Here is a 20,973-nt window from a genome sequence, read left to right on the forward strand (position 1 = left end):
GTTTGAACAATACATCAAAGAACTTGAGGTCCATAAAAGACCTAAATTAAACATTTGGACATCCGATGGAACAAAAAAAACAGACCCAAATCAAACTATATTACAATTTTAAGTACATTAAACAAGATAATAAATCTGTCAACCTATTTTAGGCAAGCACACTTGCCTAAAAGACGGACATAAATTTTAATTATTAATTATATTTATGAAAGCTGAAAAGCTACATTACTCTAAAACTAATCACCAATTACTAATCTCTAATTACTCAAAAAGAATATGCAATTCAAAACCATACTCATAGACGACGAACCCATTTCAATCAGTCGTATGCGACGACTATTGAATGATTATAACGATACTTTTGACATCATTGGCGAAGCCCTCAATGGACAAGAGGGCTTGGAAATCATTGAAGAGTTGAAACCAGATTTGATTTTCCTAGACATTGAAATGCCCATCCTTTCAGGGTTCGAGATGCTAGCAAAATTGACCTATATGCCGATAGTGGTTTTTGTAACTGCCTTCGACCAATTTGCGATTAAAGCCTTTGAAGAAAATTCGGTTGACTATCTATTGAAACCCATCGAAAAATCAAGGCTTGATAGAACAGTCTTGAAATTACAAAAGCTAACAGCAAACCAATCGGTAAAGTTATCGTCTGAGAGTCTCCAGACAATCTCAGAATTGATAAAGCCTAAAAAGGAAATACATTCTATCTCGGTAAGAAATGGCGATAAGATTTTAATCATCGCCTTTCATGAAATATCCCATTTTCAGGCAGATGAAAAATATGTGTTTTTGAATACTGTTGAGGGCAAACAGTACATTACCAATCACACGATTGTAAACCTAACCGAAAAACTACCTGATAGCTTTATCAGAATCAGTCGTTCGTGTATCGTAAATGCTACCAGAATCAAAGAACTAGAAAAGCATTTCAACGGAAAATACTTGGTAGTAATGCAAGACCAAAAACGAAGTAAATTAGAAACAGGCATTTCGTTTCATGATAATTTGAAAAGGTTGATGGAGATATAGGGGGTCGTCGGGTTTCGGTCGTCGGGTTTCGGATTTCGGTAGAGAGCTTTGACAGCTTTAAAAAAGTTGTCAAAGCTGAAAATTCTCCGTTTGGCATAATCTAACATTACGACAAGCTTGGATTTATAAATTAAAGTATAACATCTTTCAAATTATTTCGCTTGCCTTTATTTGGATAAAACATTTTTGATTATCCTTTAATTTTTATTAATCTTTCCATTATTTCATCCCATTCAAAAAATCTTTCTTCTTCCTGAGCTACTTCTCCAAATACTTCTTTAGGAAGTTTGTAAAAGTCTGCGTAAGGAAGAGGAATATTTTTAATAAATTTATAATCTTTTAATATATTTTTGTCATTCCAAGGTTTGCCTAAAATAGTTAAAGAATTATAATATATTAAAAGTTGTTCGTGAGTTGAAAGTTGAGCTCTTAAAGTTTTAATGTATTCATATTTATTGCTTATAATTTTATCATCTTGTTCTATAACGAATTTTATTGTTTGAAATAGGTGTCTAAAATAATGGCCTAACCTTGATACATGGCCTTCAAATGGCTGATATTTTATTCTCAATTCGCAAATTCCATTATTTTCGTGATGTATTACTAATTTTTGTTTTTTATTGTAAGCTTTTTGCCAGCCTTTAAGCAGATTATGAAATTCATTTATTAAATCATCGTCAAAGTATTTCATTAGTTCATTATATGCTTTATTTGAAAAATTACCAATTCCAAAAAAAAATGTCAAGTATGCAATGTTGAAAATTTGTTCTTTATTCATTTCTTGCTTAGTTTTCCCAGACTTATAATTAGATTCATATAATTTAAACAATAAGCAATAGCAGAAACGTAATTCGCTGTACATATATATAAAACACTTTCGTCCAAGTACGTTGTCTTGAATATTGAATTCATTTATATTTTCTCTATGTAGTTTGAGTAAGTCATAAAACTTAGTTTCAAACCTTTCACGTTTGTAACTTATATCTTGCTGTTCGAACTGTCGCGTTTGTTGTTTATTTGCTTTAAATTGTATCCAAAAAGCAAGAAAAGTTAGTAGAACTCCAATTAGTCCAATAAATGGTGCAGTTATTCCGCCAATAGTATCTCCTATATCACCAGTTTTTGAAAAGTCTAATTTTTCACAAAAACTTTTTCTTGTCAATAAAAATGGTAAAATACCTAAAATTATTATTCCAGAAATACCTAAAATCCATATGGCAAAGTTTGGACTTTCTCCATCAATAAATTTAGTATAATTACTTTTTTCCTTTGTGTCCATTTATGGTTATCTGGTTAATTATTTTCACGTTTCTTAAAGCATAAAACTTTGTGATATAATTATAAATCAGTGTCAAATTGATTTATAATTGTAGTTTAGAGTAGGTAATTTGGAATAGATTGAGAGCAGTACTAATATGTTTAATATTAATATCATATGATATTTTAAAATATATCAAACTATGCTCCAACTTGTTTTATCCAATCTCTAATATACATTCCAATCCGTTCAATATCCTGATTTACTAACTCACCACTGTGCATAATTACATTACGAGAGCGTTCAATAGTTTTGATGATTTGCTCAGCCCATTCTAGGGAAACTATAAAAGGCTCAAAATCAGTCCAGTTATTTCGCATTATTGTAAGCAAATCTCCAAATTCTGTATAATTCATTGAAGTATCTCCTCTAGGTTGATGCCACCGGATTTTGTTTTCTTCTGCTCTTCTCGTTTCAGCCTTACTCCTAATTCTTTCAGTTACTTTGGTGTTCCACCAGTTTTCGCCATAAGCCTCAATGAGTACATTTGAAATAAATTTTCTAACTGTATTTTCAAATGCACAGATTCCAGTGTACACTATTGCCATTTTTCGGGCTGTTTTCACTAATTCTTCATCTAATTCATTTATCCCCAAACTTTCTATAAGTCCTAATCCTTCCTGTTCCGTAAATCTTTGTTTTTTAGTACATGACGTTTTTTCAAGGGCATTAATTGTTAATAAGCCTCTGAATGCAAAATTATAAATTGGGTCTAAGTTCATAGTAGGTGCTTTTTGAGGCTTTCAAAAATTGCATCGTAAACAGCAATATCCTTTGTTTCGGGTAAATGAATTTGAATGTTGTAATGTAATTCTGTGCTTATTGACTTGTTTACAAGGGAGGATAGGTTTTGATTATCATAGTTAGGTACATCATAATTTCTTTCACTATGTTTATCTTCTTGTATTTCAATTTTAGGGTCTTGTTTTACTAAATTATTTGAATGATTAAAGTCTCCAAGTTCACATAAGCCTTTAAATGTTTTTGCCATAAATCTCATAACGTCGTCAGATTTCTTACCTTGAAAAATTGTTTTGAGTTTATTTTTCACCTCACTTTCTGACATTTCATTTGCTCTAATATTAATTTGAAATAAGTCAGCATATGCTTCTTTAATCGCTTCAGTCAATATATATTTAGACTGAGAATTGTCTAAAAATTGGAAATACCTTTCAGTGGGAACACCATTACTATCTAAAAAAGCAAGTCCTTTCAGTATTTGAATAAATAATCTGTCCCCTGTGCTTTTAAAACCCAACTGAATTAAGAAGTTTGTCGTAAATTTTGAGGGGGCTTTTGCATTTGAAATAGCTTGAAAATAGCTATTCAAATTCTTATTTGTCATTAAGTAAAAATCTGCTATCATTTTGTTATTTCTTGTTTACAAGTATTTTTTTTATAATTACGTCATAAAACTGGATCTAAGAGGCTAATATCAATGAGGTTGTCCATTTTTTCTAATCTGTACCCAAAATTGACAATCTTGAAAAATATAGCTATAAATACCTTCATAATCTATCATTTTACTCCACAATTACCGAGCCAACAACTAATTAATCCCATAGAAATTTATTATATGGTATCTTATGGTAAAAGATTTAGCGGTTACCGCAGGAAAGAGTACAAATAAAAAACGATAACCTTTACGGTTACCGCTAAATTTTCCCCGCTTGGCGTATATTTACTACGTCAGAGTGTATTGTAATGTTACATTACAAAAATACAAAAACGGTAACCGCAAGGGTTACCGCTACAGTACCAATTTGGAGTAGTATTTACAACGCCAAATTGGCGATTTCCTATTCTCAAGTTTTTACCAAAACTATTTTAAAAGCTTTAATGCTAATTTTCTTACTTCGCTGTCATTGTCATTTAATGCTACCGTTGAAAGAGTCGATTGAATGGTTAGTTTACTAACCGCTAACTTTCTTATTTCAGCGTCATCGTCGTTTAAAGCTACTGTAGAAAGAGTCGATTGAATGGTTAGTTTCTCAACCGCTATCTTTCTTACTTCGCTGTCATTGTCATTTAATGCTACTGTAGAAAGAGCCGATTGAATTGTCAGTTTACTAACTGCTAATTTTCTTATTTCAGCGTCATCGTCGTTTAACGCTACTGTAGAAAGAGTCGATTGAATGGTTAGTTTTTCAACCGCTATCTTTCTTACTTTGCCGTCATTATCGTTTAACGCTACTGTAGAAAGAGTCGATTGAATGGTTAGTTTTTCAACCGCTAATTTTCTTACTTCGCTGTCATTGTCATTTAATGCTACTGTTGAAAGAGTCGATTGAATTGTCAGTTTACTAACTGCTAATTTTCTTATTTCATCGTCATCGTCGTTTAAAGCTACTGTAGAAAGAGTCGATTGAATGGTTAGTTTCTCAACCGCTATCTTCCTTACTTCGCTGTCATTTTCATTTAATGCAATTGTTGAAAGAGTTGATTGAATGGTTAGTTTTTCATCCGCTATCTTTCTTACTTCGTTTAAACTGTCATTTAATGCTTCCGTTAAAAGAGTTGATGGATTCCCGTCATTATTAGATTCAAGATTGCTCACATCAGCAATAGCCTGTGTTCTTATTTCTTCATGTTTTCTTGTCAAGCAAGAAGTCAGAGATAAGGTAATTAATAAAATCGCAATTGTCCGTTTCATATCATAATGTTTAGAGTTGGTAGTCCTTTTAATATGCAGTATAACTCGCTAATGTGTAAAACTTATGTCGTACTTTTTATATTATTTTGTGTTATTCCTATTTTTCGTTTCTATTATCCATTTTACAACAGCTAATATCAAAAACCAATAATCCTTCATAATCTACCATTTACCTCCATAATTCCCAAACCAAACTCTAAAAAATTTCCCAAAACTTATTATACGGTATGTTGTCTTATGGTAATACCTGTAGCGGTAAACCCTTGCGGTTACCGTTTGCAAGAATACAAAAACGGTAACCGAGCTTCATACAGCCTTACCCCTAAAACCCACAAAGTCCATCATTGATATGACGGACTTTGTGGTAATGTATATTTTAAAATTGCTGGTGGCTACTTGAGTAACAGCAAAGTAGATAGTTTATTTACTTTTTGAAAATTATAATTAAAGGCAAGCCATTATCATCAACGGTAGAAAATGTCATTTCACCTGTCGTACTTGTATATTTTAAAGACCCTGTTGATGCGGTTGTGCCACTAGGTTTTAAATTATATACATCACCACTTTTTGAGATTGTTAAATTCCCTAAAACTTGACTATACGTTTGACCATCTTCTAGGGCAGTTAATTTCAGTTCTACCGTATTAACGCCCACACTTCTAAAAATAAAATGGAAATATACATCCTTCATTTTGGTTAGGTCATAAGTAGTTCCTGCATTGGTATAGCTTGTACCTACCCAAGTTCCTACAAAAATGTCAACGTAATCTGGATTAACAGGTTCATCTTTTTTACATCCAGACATTGTAAATAGAACTACGATTAATAATAAAGCAATTTGTTTCATGATGTATATTCTTGTTTAAGTTTCCACAAACATAGTATATTATGCCGTTGAGATTACCCAATAGACACTTTTAAATGATTAAAAACTTTTTTTTTGATTATTAATTGACATTTGGTAATAGGTGGGCTATAAGCTTAGAGGTCGTCATCTATTTTAAATTTTATTGTGAATGGAGTTTGGAAATTTGTTGAATTCAAACTCATGGCATGACTTTAAAGTATCTTGATAATAATCAACTTATCTATCAGTCATGCCATGAGTATAGAAGCGGTAGGGTTTATCAGCGAAATCTCACTTTTATCATGCCCAAGTAATCAATGGAATAAATCCGAAAGATAATAGATAAACTGACGCAAGGATATGCAAAAAAGTAAGCAAACAGATTGGGTAATAAATCATTTTGTAAAGCCTCAGCTTTCTTGATTTGTAAATGATAAAACCTGAAACTACAGTACCCACCACAAAAAGGATTGAACAACTCATTAGTACAATCGAAAGAAATGTAGGTTTGGAAAATAGTAAATCGATATTATCAATCCTCCAAAAAGGTAATGCAAAAGTTAGTATTATCAGTAAACTTGAGATGATAGGCAACAAACTTATTCGCATTGATGCTTTGTATTTTTCTTTGTTAATTGCGTATAAAATAACTAGGATGAAAAAAATACTGAATGTGGTAATAATCATGAATACCCAAAGCCCCAATAAAGCTAACTGACCGAATACTCGGAAAGTTGAAATTGGCTTTAGAACGGAATCCTCCGAGTACAATACTTCGCCTTCATTGAAATCTACTGCTTTTACTAAACCAATTTTTCTAGTTGAACTATGGGTAAATTGAGTAGGGGAGATAGGATGGTAAGTCGTTATTGCTCCAGGAATCAACCATGACCTTTCCACCGTATTGTCATGGATTGCTATTTTTGCAATGCCAGCAAAAAGGGCGTCCTGATAAAATAATTTTTGATTTCGTGGATTGATGGCAAGATAATAACCTTCATTGATAGCTATCTGACCAGTGTAAGTGGGCGGGTGTTGTTCAGAAATCGAAAGGCTTTCTACTTCATAATCACGGATTAAAGCGATAATTTGTTGCATAGCCTGTGCATTATTGGCATTCAATAATATTACATGACCAATACCATGTTCGGGTAGATAAGCTAGTTGTGAAAGTCCACCATCTATTGCCCCATCATGCCCATGATAAGTCAACCCATTATGGATACTCGTAAAATTGCCAAGACCATACCCTAAAGCTAGTCCTGCTTTAGCCGCAGGAGTACTTTGTGGCAGTTCCATCCTATTGATAGACTCTTTTTTAAATAGCATCAGAGAATCAACTTTTCCTCGATTTAATAACAACTTAAGCAAAGTTGCCATATCTTTTGGCGAGGCATTTAATGCGCCAGCTGGACGATACAGCTCATTCTTATAATTTACGCTTTTCATAGCCCAATTATACGTTTTAGCACTCCATTGTTTATATAATGAATCATTGAAAAAAGTGGTATGCTCCATGCTCAGTGGTTTCAAAATAGCTTCAGCGACATATTTTTCATAAGGCATTCCACTGATTTTTTCAACGATATAGGCCATTACTGCATATCCTGAATTACAATAAGACATTCTAGAACCAGGTGCCCATCTTGATTTTCTCGAATGTGGATGAAACGCCAAGGCAGTTTTTAAAGCGATAGGTCTAGCTTCATTATGAACCATTTCTACTAAATGCATTTCATCCCAACCAGTAGTATGTTCAAGCAAATGAACTATTCGAACTGGATGAGTTTTTTCCCAAGGATTTTCAAATTTAACCTCTGGTATTATATCTTTAATTGGATTTTCAAGCGATAATTTACCTTCTTCTTGTAGTTTAAGAACGGCCAATGCTACAAACATTTTTGAAATAGAAGCAGTCCTGAAGATGGTGTTTTCAGATATGTTATGGTTACTAACAGATTTATCTTCACCCATGGTGAAAATCATGTCGGGGTTTTCTTTGCGAATAAATGCTAATCCAACACATAGTCCATTATAGTTTTTGACAACCTTCTCAATGTCTTTTTTCAATTGATTGAATCTAGGTTCCTGACCAGATGGGTTTGAGGAATTGCTGAAACTATTAAAGGAGAAAATTAACACAAGGAGTCCTGAAAGGAATATGTTGTAATATTTATTCAGCATAGCGTTCGGATTTTGAGGTTTTTTATATTCTTACCCATAAATTAATTCAAACTCATGGCATGACTTTACATTAATTTGGTAATAAACAAATCATCTGTCATTCATGCCATGAGTATAGAGCTTCACCATTGTTCGTGTCACCACGAACAATTTTCTCGTTAAGTTACTAATCTGAATTGCTCTTGCCAATGGCTTAATATTCCAAATTCATCTTCGCCATTATTCATGTCACCACGAACAATTTTCTCATTAAGTTACTAATCTGAATTACTCTTGCCAATGGCTTAATATTCCAAATTCATCTATCGTATGTTCATAAAATTTGGCTGAGGAATATCTATAGTTTTCAGGTAAATCAGCTAAACTCCATTTTTCAACGATAGGGTTATTGTGGATATAGTCAATTTTTTGTTGCCAAACAGTTGGTGAATACAAAGCAATTGGAAGACTATTTCTTTGCCAAAAATGATATTTACGATTGGCAGATTCTACTTCAAAATAGGATAAGACTTTCGGATGATTTAATGATAAATCTTCTAAAAACCTGTGTCCTGTATATTTCATAAAACTAGCATTTGGCATCTCTTTCCCATTTTTAGCTAACATTGTCCAAATTAGATGGATGTGATTTGGCATAATAACAAATGCAAATACTTTAATTTTTTGTTGAGCTACTAAATACTGTAAGCTGCTGATAATAATATCCTTATACTTATCAGGCTTTAATAATTTTTGCCAATTTAAAATGGTGGCGGTGTAAAAATATGGGACACCTATTTGCATACTCGAATATTGCATAACTAATTGAGTTTTATAAATTTTCTTAGAGTTGTTCGTGGAGACACGAACAACGGCGAGATAGATGTTGGATTACAAAGTATAAATTTAATGCTAAAGTTTCATACATTGAGGCTGTCTAAAAAGGAAAATATAGCAAAATATTATTTGGTTTGTAACCTCACCCCTAACCCCTCTCCTTCAGAGCTACGGTTTATACATATCTTTTAAATGCTATATTAAAGCCTATATAGATATTATTAAATCGTTTAATTCCGTCGTTGAGGGTAATTATACCAGGAGGTCTTTGGGAAGCATATCCTTTCCAACCTCCTAATCGGGCAATTATCCAAAATGCCCATTTTAAAGCGTATTTTGGATATGGGTTTTGCTGTTTTAATGTATTTCCACTTAATTGTGTTTCAAGGATTTCAAGACATTTGATTTCATTTTCACAAAAAGTTCTTTGGCTTGTTGGTTTTGATTAGGCTCGGTGGCTTTACTTGCTAAGAGTAATGCCATCACCCTGAGTGCTGCCTGTAAGGCAAAGAGCGTCATTTTAATGATTGACTCTCCATTTTCAAGCTCGATGGATTCAATGGCAAATCCCTGTGTTTTGATAAGCCTAAAGAGTGTTTCAATGTGCCATCGTAAGGAATACCAATACACTATTTGACAAGCATCAGAAAAGTTGTCAACCAAGTGAGTCGTTAGTATTCTCCAGTGAACAGGTTGTTCTCCATCAGGGACTGTCGTTGGAGATTCTTTACTTTCTATTGCCCAAACTTTAACAGGTAAAGCTCCTTTACCCTTTCTAGCAGGAGCAATGATATTGACTTCTACGAATCGTAGCTCCATCAGAGCTTGTCGTTTTATTTTATTCTTTGAAGAATGCCGAATATCTCCTCGAATATCAAGCAAATAGCTTCCTTGTAAATCAGATTCCTCAAGGGTTTGATACAAGTCACAAACTTTATCTTGGTAAATAATTTTACGGTTATCCCTCGAACGAACAATAAGATGGTCTTGCTCTGTGGCTGTGGCTAATAGCTCAAAAATATCACCTTCTCTATCTTGTACCGAAGTCCGTAAACTAGCTTTTGATAAGACCTTAGCAGTGTTTTGAACACTTTCTATCCAACGATAAGACTCTTTCTCCTCAATAGGTAAGGTCTTATATTTTCTCTCATGGCGGTCTGGTCTATCTTCAGAATGAATATAGGGTTTGATGAAAGAAAAGCCCACACAGCTTTCATTAGAGGCTTTTACTACCAAACTCGGATGCAAATAAAAACCCAAACTACGATTATCCCCGATTACACCAAGACCAGAATTATCTTCAATCTGAGAACGATTCTTCTCTAAATTCACTTGAGTAGTATCTTGGAAAATCAAATAATGTTCCGCTTCTATTCTCTGAGCAGTATCTTGGGTAATCGTCGATATGATGGATGATGTTGTCACCTTTGAATTATTAAAGAAACGGTAATAAGCCATCTGGTCAGCCCAGCGATTTGATAACTTATGAATAGTTGTTTGAGATTGCTGAGTGATTAAAGATAATAACTCATTACCTCGTACATTCAGGCGTTTGTCCCCGAAATCAAAACCAAAAACATTTTTTTTAACATATAAATTTTAAACTTTTAAAAAACAAAAATACCTCATTCTTGTGTATAAACCGTAGCTCTGAAGGAGAAGGGGTTGGGGATGAGGTCTTTCGCAGAATAATATTTGGTCGTAAAAACTTTTTGGACAGCCTCAGGCTTATCTAAATATTTTTTGTAAAAGGGATATTACTAAAGTTTATTACTTTCTATTGTTTGTATAGTATCTGTAGTGGTAACCCTTGCGGTTACCGTTTGGAAGAACTCAAATACAGCAAACGGTAACCGCAAGGGTTACCGCTACAGGTTTACACCTCCGAAAACTAACAAAGTCCATCATTAAGACGGACTTTGTTAAAAAATAGTAAAGCTTATTGCTTACAGCCTACAGCCAAAAAAACTACACATTAATATCACCAACCATTTCTTCTGGTTTCACCCAAGCGTCAAATTCTTCTGCTGTTACGTAACCTAAAGCAATAGCAGTTTCTTTTAACGTTGAGCCATTTTTATGAGCCGTTTGAGCAATCTCAGCCGATTTATAATAACCAATCTTAGTGTTCAAGGCCGTTACCAACATCAACGAGTTGTTTACGTGTTTCTTGATGTTTTCGTGTAATGGTTGGATACCTTCCGCACATTTATCATTAAACGCCACACACACATCGCCAATCAAACGAGCAGAGTGTAGGAAGTTGAAAATCATGACAGGCTTGAAAACGTTCAATTCAAAATGACCCATCGAGCCACCGATACCAATCGTTACATCGTTACCCATTACTTGTGCCGACACCATTGTCATCGCTTCACACTGTGTTGGGTTAACTTTCCCTGGCATGATAGATGAACCTGGTTCGTTGTCTGGAATATAGATTTCACCAATACCAGAACGTGGTCCCGAAGAAAGCATACGAACATCGTTACCGATTTTCATTAAGCTAACTGCTACAGTTTTCAATGCACCGTGAGCCTCCACGATAGCATCGTGTGCAGCCAAGGCTTCAAATTTATTTTCAGCCGTAATAAAAGGTAGTCCTGTTAAATCAGCAATATGTTTTGCTACGTTTTCAGAATATCCTACTGGCGTATTGATACCCGTCCCTACGGCAGTACCACCCAAGGCTAACTCAGAAAGGTGAGCCAACGTATTGTTGATAGCACGTAAACCGTGGTCAAGCTGAGAAACATAACCCGAGAATTCTTGTCCTAAAGTCAAAGGCGTAGCATCCATAAAGTGTGTACGACCAATCTTTACTACATCTTTAAATTCTTTTGCTTTAGCATCTAGCGTATTGCGCAATTTGGTAATGCCCGGAATAGTTACTTCTACCAAAATCTTGTATGCCGCAATGTGCATCGCTGTTGGGAAAGTATCGTTAGACGACTGCGATTTGTTTACATCATCGTTCGGGTGAATATACTTTGTTTCATCTAACAAATCTCCACCGTTAATTACGTGAGCTCTGTAAGCAACCACTTCGTTACAGTTCATGTTCGACTGCGTTCCCGAACCAGTTTGCCAAACTACCAAAGGAAATTGGTCGTCCAACTTGCCTTCCAAGATTTCATCACATACTTGTCCGATAAGGTTTTTCTTATCTTCTGCCAATACACCAGCCTCGAAATTGGTGATAGCTGCCGCTTTTTTCAAATAGGCAAACGCACGGATAATTTCTTTAGGCATCTTGTTGATGTCTTGAGCAATAGGAAAGTTCATGATTGAACGTTGCGTTTGAGCTCCCCAGTAAACATTGGCAGGCACTTGTACCTTACCCATCGTGTCTTTTTCTATTCTGTATTCCATTTCTACCTTTTGAAAATATGAGAATTAGCGAATACCCCTGCTTGTTTCCAACAAGGTTACTCCTGATTAAACTTGACTGCAAAGGTAGAAATGAAAAGGAAACGTAGGATGTTTTTTTGATTTTTTTGTGGTAAAATGATAGATAATAACTCTCGACTGTCGCGTATTGCTTATCCAAGAGTGCTATTTTTTGCCCGCTATACTTCTCCTATTTCAACACAGCAGGTAAAATATATTCTCTCACGATAGTTTCCGACTGCGGATGTGCATAAGGTTTGTTATAAGCCTTGGCTGTAATGATGATGACGATGGGCAAATCTTTGAAAATGATAAATTGATTACCGCCATTGCCTGCACAATAAAAGGCCTCATAATTCTTGCCCGCTACCTGAAAGGTCTTATTCCAAAACAAATAACTATAATATTCATTATCCCTTTCAGGAATCTGTATTTGCTTGGTCAATGTTTTAGCAACCCAGTCGGCAGGAATAATTTGCTTGCCGTGCCATTGCCCGTTGTTTTTATATAACTGTGCATACTTGGCATAATCTATGGTCCTCATCTGTAAGCTTCCAGCCGTATTTGCTACGTTTTGTGGAGTATATTGCCATTGATATTTCGTGATATTTAAAGGCTTAAACAGCTTTTTGTCAGTATATTTTTCTAAGCCTTCTGGCACAGTCTTATTTAAAATATCACCCATCAATACCACACCAGCAGTAAAATAGTCCCATTGAACACCATTTTTTTTACGAGCATCCAATGGTAGGTCAAGTGTGAATTTTACCCAATTATCGCTAGGATACATATTCTCCTCATTCCCGGGTGAATCGCCATCTGCATCTGAACCCTCAAAGGCGGAGCTCATGGTAAGTAAATTTTTTAAGGTTATTTGTTCTTTGCTTTCAGCGTAATTAGCAAACTTTTTTAAATCATAAAATGCCTTCAAGGGCTGGTCTTCGTTGTTGATGTACCCATCCTTTATCGCAATGCCCATCATGGTGGAAGTAAATGATTTTCCTGCCGACCGTGGGTCATGAAGTGTACTTCTGTTGGCATCGTTAAAATATTCTTCCAACAATAATTTATGGTCTTTAATTACCACAATGCTCGTAATTTCCTTTAGCTCGTATTTAGCAATAGCCGTATTCAAGGCTTCTATCTTCTTGGTGTCGTATTTAGCCTTTGATATTTCCCAATCACTGTTTGGGGCTATGGGTTGTATGGCTATTTCTTCCTTCGTAATCACAGGCGTTTTAATGACCAATTCTATCCGTCCTTGTGCAATAATTTCTCCTACTCTTAGGTCATAATCACTTAGTCTTACATAAGGCTTGAGTACAATTTTTAGTTGATGTTTCCCTTCTGTCAGTGCTTTGTCGCCTCCATTTAGTTTGAACCTGTCCCACATATACATCGACCACCAGTCTTCGCCTGTCGTACTTGTTAGCGGAACTCTAAAGCTTGTTGCCGAATTTTTATTCACACTCGACCCAAAATTACAGCCATGATGAATATTTTCTTGATAGATAAGTTTGCCATCAACAAAAAATGTAAATTGAAGATTGCCACTTTGTACAAGTTTTTCAAGCGGTAATTCTGGTGCCAACGGATGAAGATAATTAGTCACCGAATTTGCCATAAATACCCTAATATTTAGGCTGTTTTTGCGAGATAATTCAAAAGTGCTGAGAAAATCCTCCTCCTTATAAACATTCAGAGGAATATTGCTAGCCATAAAAGTAATCCTACCTATATTGGCTTCTTGAAGTGGATTGGTAAGGAATTCGGCTGGGACAAAATCTGGTACAAGATCTTTTATTTGCCCAGAGGTTTTCAGCGAGATTAACACGCTGAAAAGAATGATTAATACCTGTTTCATGATAATACGTTATTTAAGAGACAAATTTAAGCGGATGGATTTCCCCAAAATAGAACAGGATTAACATGGAAGCCTTAACCAAAAAGTATTTTTCGATAGGCAGAAGGATTCATGCCATTGATTTGTTTAAAACAACGTATAAAATGGCTCTGGTCGGCAAAACCACATTCAAAGGCGATGTCGGTCAGTTGTTTTCTTTTGTCGGATAACAGGGAGAGCGATTTCTGCACTTTTAATTTTCGGATGTATTCGCCAAAGGTGCAATGAAAGTATTTAGAAAAGTCTCTCGAAAGATGTACGGGATGAATACTGAGGGTTTCGGATAAGAAACCTAAGGTTAGGTTATCAGCAAACTGGTCGTTCAAGATTTCATTGATTGTGGCAACCCATGAAGGATTCTTGTGTAACAACGATTGACGTCCCTCCGCCATTTGAGACAACACATCTAGCAACAATCCTTGGATAGATAGGGGAGAGGTAGGGTCTTGTATTTTTGTTTCTGTAAATATTTTATACATCAAAAGCTTCAGGGCGGGGTCTGATAGGTTCATATTGCCTTGTATGTTATCAGCCTTCAAAAACAATCCATCAACCCAACTTTTTTCTATTTCTACATGAAAACCTCGGGTAAAACCTTCGGGTTTGATGTTGTAATGTGCATCCTGCCAATGATGAAATAGCAACGTACCAGCAGGGCAATGATAAACTTCTTTTTTGTTACCTTCAATTACATTGCCCTCAAGGATAAAGGTAAAATAGGCATGTTCATGGTAGTGCCAATCTACTTTAGGTTGCGTATAAACGGTATCCGTTAGCGTAAGTCCATCCAGATGAATGGTTTGATTCGTTTGCCCGTAAAATTCTCCCTTCTTTAAATGATTCATCGTAATATATTAGCTAACAGTACTCATTGACTAAATTTCGATGGCAATATACAGTAAATATGAATGAACTAGCTTTCATTTGGGATGAATAGGCTGATTGGTGGGATGGGGGAATGAGTTGTGAGCTATGAGCGATGAGTAATAAGCTTTGAGGTGTTTTTTATTTAACCTTTCTATTAGCGGGTGACTTAAATCGTATCGATTACCCATATCTTTTAAAAAGTTAAAATGAAAGTGTGATTATTGATAAAATTGGTTAAAATGGGCTTAAATCGTCTTTCAAACCGAGCTTTGGTCGTCTCTTGTCATAGCCATTTCTTATCCCTAGCGAGGGACTTAAGTCCCTCGCTAGGGATAAATGTCTTGATTATCAGACATTTATACACTTATGGGTGATTGATAGGACTTAAGTCACCTGCTAATAGGAATTTTTCGCCCTGTTGGCGTTTTTACTGGGTCGCTTAGGCTCAATTTGTTGGTCTAGGCGTCACTCGTAAAATACGAGTGACTGCGTGTGCCTCAATTCGTTAAACAATCACTCAATCACTAACTCACAATTCACTAACTATCCTACTCCTTATTAGTCGCAATCAAAAAGACATTCTTCAATACATTCATCAACTCTTCTATCTTCATAGGCTTTGCTATGTAATCGTCCATGCCTTTTTGCAGACAAATATCTCTGTCTTCGCTCATGGCATTGGCCGTCATGGCAACGATGGTGGGATGTGGGTCGGGCTGACTTTTAATAATACTAGTGGCCTCAAAACCATCCATTTCTGGCATTTGCACATCCATTAATATTACATCATAAGATTTTTCTTTTATCTTTTCCAGCACTAACAATCCGTTCTCAACAATATCACAAGCATAGCCCAGTTTGTTTAAGACTCTGGCTATTAGTTTCTGGTTTACAGCATTATCCTCAGCAACGAGGATTGACAAAGGATACGATTCGGCAAAATCGGTGTTTAGGTCACCGAATGGTTTTTCTGTTTGAGGCATTTTGATATGTCCATTTAATGAAAACTGAATACCACTACACAAATGTTGTAATTTTACGGGCTTGACAAGGATAGAAGTAAACAAGTTTGGATATTTCTTCTTGCTTTCGTCACCAATAGAACTAAGCATCACAATCGGAATATTAGCATCAATCGCCTTGATAGCTTTAGCCAAAGCAATACCATCCATCTCAGGCATTTCCATGTCAGTAATCACTAGCTGAATACGCTTGTTGGTATTAAATATCTCCAGTCCTTCTTTTCCAGACGATGCTAGCACTGGTATCAGGTTCCAGTTTTGTAGTTGTTTCTTCAGAATCGTTAGGTTCGTCTGGTTATCATCTATCACCAATACGACAGCCCCACTCATTGTATTGAGGTCGCATTGATTAGTAATCATTGGAATAATATTGCTCACCTGCGTGACGATACTAAAACTAAATACAGACCCTTTGCCATATTCACTTTTTACAGAAACTTTACCACCCATTAATTCTATTAAGCGAGTACAAATTGCAAGCCCCAAGCCCGTACCACCATATTTACGGGTAGTAGAGGAATCTACCTGCGAAAATGCCTTGAATAGCTTCCCTATTTTTTCTTTCGGAATACCTATACCCGTGTCTTTTACACTAAAACCAATGGTAACATCTTCATTGTTGGTAGGTTTTTCGAGGAGGTACACCTTCACAAATATTTCACCTTTAGTGGTAAACTTAACAGCGTTATTAATCAGGTTAATCAAGATTTGCTTTAACTTCGGCGAATCGCCAATGATATGCAATGGTACATCCTGATTGATTTCATAAATAAGGTCAATGCCCATTTGTGCCGTTCGGTGGGCAAATATATCCATCACATCCTCTATCGTACTGCGGAGGTCGTAGCTTTCCTTCTCTATGTCCATCTTACCAGATTCTATCTTAGAAAAATCTAAAATATCGTTGATAACACTTAACAGGCTTTCGCCACAGGTGATGATATTATCGGTATATTCCTGTTGCTCGTTGTCTAGTTTGGTTTGGGTGAGTAATGACGCCATCCCAATTACGCCATTCAGCGGCGTTCTGATTTCGTGGCTCATCGTTGCCAAAAACACACTTTTGGCTTGATTAGCTTTTTCGGCTTCCTCTCTGGCTTGTTGTTCTTGCTCTTTTTGTGCTGTAAGTTCTGTGTTGAGTTCCAGCAAATTTTCAGCTTGAAGGGCTAGCTCTTCCGACTTAACAAATAGCTCATCGTTCAGCTCACTAAGCTGTGTAGTACGCTCTTTTACAAGCTTTTCAAGCTCTAATTTCTGTTTGTTAGACTTGTTGAGGCGGTGAGTATAGAACTTGTGTACCCCCAACAAAATAAGAATAATGGCAACAACCCTCAGCCAAAGATTATCCCAGAATGGCGGGCTAATGATAATATCAATAGATTGGGCATGATGATTCCAGACACCATTGTTGTTAGAACCAATTACTTTGAAAGTATAATGACCAGGCGATAAGTTGTTATAAACAGCCCGCCGTTCAGTACTTGGCGGAGACCATTGTTCGTCTAGTCCCTCTAGGATATACGAGTACTGATTTCTATCAGGATATACATAATTGAGGGCTGCAAAATTAAAACTAATAGACGATTGTTTGTGGTTCAACTTTATTTTGTCTGTATAGCCAATATCCTTCGTTAAGCCAATAGACGAAGTATCAGAACTAAGCATCGGTTGGTTTGACAACAAGAAGCTGGTGATGAATACAGGCGGAACATATTTGTTTACTTTTATCTCAGCAGGATAAAACATATTCATACCTTTAATACCCCCAAAAATCATTTGTCCTTCTTTGGTTTGTAGGTAGGCATTGGCTTCAAATTCCATGTTTTGTAGCCCATCGCGCGTATTGAATGATCTACTTGATAAAGATTTGGGGTTGAGTTCAATCAAACCATTAGACGTAGAAATCCATAAATTATGAAGGTTGTCTTCCAAGATTCCCTTCACAAAATTGTGGTCTATATCCGTTCTAGTATTGATAAAGCTGAACTTATTCCTCGCCTTATCGAATTTGTACAGCCCCTTCATCCCGACCCACACTGTGCCTTTTTTATCAACAAAAATTACCCTAGCGTCAGTCTTTGTATTGGGTTCATTGAAATAATGTGAGAATACCCCACTTGCTAGGTTATAGCGATTTAGTCCACCGTCGTCTGTCCCAAACCATATATTACCGTCGTGGTCTTCCCCAATTGAAACGACATTATTGCCCGAAAACGAAGAAGTATTGTTTTTCCCAGCGATTATTCGCTTAAACGTACGTGTTTTAGCATCCCATAAATTAATCCCTCCATAATAAGTAGCAATCCAAAAATTCCCTTTGCTGTCTAGGTGCATATCTTGCAGGAAATTTGAACTGAGCGAACCTTGCACTTTAGGGTCATTTTTGAAATGTGTAAAAATGCCCTTAGTTTTATTAAGCACACTTATGCCACTACCCCATGTACCTATCCACAAATTCCCCTGAGCATCTTCTGCGATGGTCTGTACCGCATTGGATGACAAGCTTTTAGGGTTGTTTTTGTCATATACATAATGTTTGAATTTCTCTGTTTTAGGATTAAACAAGTTCAGCCCACCGCCATCCGTACCTACCCAAATATCATTATCTTTATCCTGATAAAAAGCCTTTACATCATTAAAACTTATAGAAGTTGCTTCGTTGGTTTTTCTAAATAGTTTGAATTTATCAACACCAGGAGCATATAAATCTACCCCTCCGCGGTGCATACCAATCCATAAATTCCCTTGTTTATCCTCAAACATTGCCGATACCGTACTGTTTGAAAGGCTCGATGGAGACTCTGGTTTTGGGTAATAATTATAAAACTTTTGGGTCGATGGTTTATACAAAATCAATCCATTGTTGATAGTCCCTATCCAAATATTTCCTTTGTCATCAGCTAACAAGCTCAATACCATATAATTATTAGGAATATATGGAAGGTCGGGTAGGTGATTGTAGCCTTGTAAATTGTTTTTAGCAGGGTTATAACTTATCATCCCCGCATTATCAGTTCCCAACAAAATATTGCCGCTATTATCTTCCTCTATGGCATTAATCGCATTGTTTTTAGTAGAAAGGAGTGCATTGAATTTGTACGATTTGGTGTCAAATTCCACTAGTCCACGTTGTGTACCTAACCACAATCGACTATTCTTATCTTTTAAAATACAGTTAATCTTATTTAGCTCAACATCACTACTGGCTTGTTTAAAATGTTGTACCTCTTGGGTTTTAATATTAAATAATTCTAAGCCGTTATCTATTGTACTAATCCAAAGGTTTTTTCCTGTAGCATCCTCAGTGATACCCGTGATAACATTAGAAGACAAGGATTTGTGATTGTTGTCAGCGTGTTTGAAATGAGTAAATTTATTGGTTACAGGGTCAAAACAATTGAGTCCTCCCGATGTCCCTATCCACACTTTTTGGTCTGAACTCTCATAGATACATCTGATAAAATTGTCGCTAATAGAGGTTGGATTGTTTTCATCATTTTTAAAGACAGTAATTTTTACACCGTCGTATTTATTTAAGCCGTCACGTGTACCAAACCACAAGAACCCTCTACTTCCTTGAAAAATACAATTTACAGAGGTATTGCTCAACCCTTGATCATTGCTGATATGCCTAAAACGTGAACTAGATATTTGTGCAAACCCTTTAAAACCTAAAAAGGAAAATAAGCACACTACTAACAGGTTTTTTAAAAATCGGCTTGCATTATATGTATTGGAAAACGTGAGAAGACACATCATTTTCATTAATTAAAGAAGTAAAGGTTTTAGAATGTCTGGTAATAATAATGGTAAAATGTTATACATACGATTATTATTAGGAATAAGGATTTGGGTCAAATATAATAAAAATGTTATACAGTATTAGCAGCCTGATGTATAATAGGTAGATGAATATTGCTAAAAAACTATAACTAGAGATTTATTAATAGCGCTATATGTAGGTTGAAAGAAGAATTATGTGTTCGATATACTACATCGAAAGGTGTATTTATTTAATAATGAATTATTGATGACTAAATATTATTGTCCTAAGGTTTTTTTCGTAATTTACTTGTAAATATAATTTTTATAAAGCCACCTAATAAAATAGGTGTTCTACACATAGGCAATATAAATCTTGTATTTTATAACATTCTCTTTACAAATTCTTATCATAAAAGAGGCATCGTCAGGTTAAATTGGACAAACAATTCAAGGCATTAAATCATGTTAAAGTTTAATTCTTTAAACTTTATAAAATGCTAATTATCAGCAACGAATTAACAATAATATTACTGGAAATATTCAGCAAAGTAATACGTACAATCCTTTGGTTGAGTACGCCCTATTTATAGTAATTATCCTATTTTATATTGAAGATTATCTAAATTATAGTTTTACGAAAACACTTAAAACACATATATCATGAGAAAAATTGCTTTATTTTTAATCGTTCTACTAACTATTGTAAGTTGTAAAAAAGACGAACCAGTATCACCCGACTTTTCGGATATTTTTGTAGGAACATGGACAGCAACGACCTTAAAGGGAAGTGGGAATACCATAAGCTTAGTTGGTATAAAAGACCCAGCCCTTTATATGGTTATAACGAGGGTGGCTAATAATAAGTTAAATGCTACGCTTAGTAGCTATTCTAATGGACAAACTACAAAGTCAGGTACCTTGACATTCGATATTGCTAAGAATGGCGATACATATACTTTCACAAACACCACACAATCATCAAGCAATAGTAGTGTTTATTTTAAGTATTCGATGCTAACTGGCGAGTTATTGGTGGGCGGTCTTAGTTCGAACGGAAGTCCTATTGAGGCTACCTTCAAAAAATAAAAGCTGTCGTGCTAACTACGGAATGTCAGTCGCTTGGATGATGAGGTAGTGATAGTTTTTTTTTCTATTAGTTGGTGACTTAAG

At 35.5% G+C, this 20,973-nt stretch carries 13 protein-coding genes and 1 pseudogene; 2 read left to right on the forward strand and 12 right to left on the reverse strand.

What is annotated here, in order from left to right; translation table 11 throughout:
• Positions 1-276 precede the first annotated feature (276 nt).
• The gene (locus VB264_RS19490; RefSeq protein ID WP_323252095.1) at positions 277-1,038 is read left to right on the forward strand and encodes a LytR/AlgR family response regulator transcription factor; all 762 of its coding nucleotides are present in this window, start codon (positions 277-279) and stop codon (positions 1,036-1,038) included.
• Positions 1,039-1,228: 190 nt separating this feature from the next.
• On the opposite strand, the gene VB264_RS19495 is transcribed toward VB264_RS19490, so the two are convergent.
• The 12 genes and pseudogenes from VB264_RS19495 to VB264_RS19550 form a co-directional block, all read right to left on the reverse strand.
• Positions 1,229-2,317 carry a putative phage abortive infection protein gene (locus tag VB264_RS19495; protein ID WP_323252097.1) on the reverse strand — a complete coding sequence of 363 codons (1,089 nt, stop codon included), beginning with the start codon at positions 2,315-2,317 and terminating at the stop codon, positions 1,229-1,231.
• Positions 2,318-2,496: 179 nt separating this feature from the next.
• Positions 2,497-3,078 carry a Swt1 family HEPN domain-containing protein gene (locus VB264_RS19500; RefSeq protein WP_323252100.1) on the reverse strand — a complete coding sequence of 194 codons (582 nt, stop codon included), beginning with the start codon at positions 3,076-3,078 and terminating at the stop codon, positions 2,497-2,499.
• Positions 3,075-3,722 carry a DUF5343 domain-containing protein gene (locus VB264_RS19505; RefSeq protein WP_323252102.1) on the reverse strand — a complete coding sequence of 216 codons (648 nt, stop codon included), beginning with the start codon at positions 3,720-3,722 and terminating at the stop codon, positions 3,075-3,077. The genes VB264_RS19500 and VB264_RS19505 overlap by 4 nt, the downstream gene beginning before the upstream one ends.
• 456 nt (positions 3,723-4,178) lie before the next feature.
• Complete coding sequence (locus tag VB264_RS19510) at positions 4,179-5,009, reverse strand: hypothetical protein (RefSeq protein WP_323252104.1); 831 nt, start codon at positions 5,007-5,009, stop codon at positions 4,179-4,181.
• 424 nt (positions 5,010-5,433) lie between these two features.
• Positions 5,434-5,856: a hypothetical protein gene (locus tag VB264_RS19515; RefSeq protein ID WP_323252105.1), complete on the reverse strand. Its 423-nt coding sequence runs from the start codon at positions 5,854-5,856 to the stop codon at positions 5,434-5,436.
• Between the two features lie 300 nt (positions 5,857-6,156).
• A complete protein-coding gene (locus VB264_RS19520) occupies positions 6,157-7,926 on the reverse strand; it encodes a serine hydrolase domain-containing protein (protein WP_323252107.1) in 1,770 nt (589 codons plus the stop codon).
• 381 nt (positions 7,927-8,307) lie between these two features.
• Positions 8,308-8,838, reverse strand: coding sequence for a transposase (locus VB264_RS19525; RefSeq protein WP_309923472.1), 531 nt, complete (start codon positions 8,836-8,838; stop codon positions 8,308-8,310).
• Positions 8,839-9,228: 390 nt separating this feature from the next.
• Positions 9,229-10,431, reverse strand: a pseudogene (locus VB264_RS19530) (IS4 family transposase); the annotation flags it as partial.
• A gap of 393 nt (positions 10,432-10,824) precedes the next feature.
• Positions 10,825-12,228, reverse strand: coding sequence for a class II fumarate hydratase (gene fumC / locus VB264_RS19535; protein WP_323252109.1), 1,404 nt, complete (start codon positions 12,226-12,228; stop codon positions 10,825-10,827).
• Between the two features lie 208 nt (positions 12,229-12,436).
• Positions 12,437-14,110, reverse strand: a complete 1,674-nt coding sequence (locus VB264_RS19540) for a serine hydrolase domain-containing protein (RefSeq protein WP_323252111.1) — start codon at positions 14,108-14,110, stop codon at positions 12,437-12,439.
• A 74-nt stretch (positions 14,111-14,184) separates the two neighbouring features.
• Complete coding sequence (locus VB264_RS19545) at positions 14,185-14,994, reverse strand: helix-turn-helix domain-containing protein (protein WP_323252113.1); 810 nt, start codon at positions 14,992-14,994, stop codon at positions 14,185-14,187.
• 570 nt (positions 14,995-15,564) lie between these two features.
• Complete coding sequence (locus VB264_RS19550) at positions 15,565-19,647, reverse strand: hybrid sensor histidine kinase/response regulator (protein WP_323252115.1); 4,083 nt, start codon at positions 19,645-19,647, stop codon at positions 15,565-15,567.
• Positions 19,648-20,463: 816 nt separating this feature from the next.
• Here VB264_RS19550 and VB264_RS19555 point away from each other — a divergent pair.
• Complete coding sequence (locus VB264_RS19555; protein ID WP_323252117.1) at positions 20,464-20,889, forward strand: lipocalin family protein; 426 nt, start codon at positions 20,464-20,466, stop codon at positions 20,887-20,889.
• Positions 20,890-20,973: the final 84 nt, after the last annotated feature.

Source organism: Arcicella aquatica (assembly GCF_034928825.1).
Classification (GTDB): domain Bacteria; phylum Bacteroidota; class Bacteroidia; order Cytophagales; family Spirosomataceae; genus Arcicella; species Arcicella aquatica.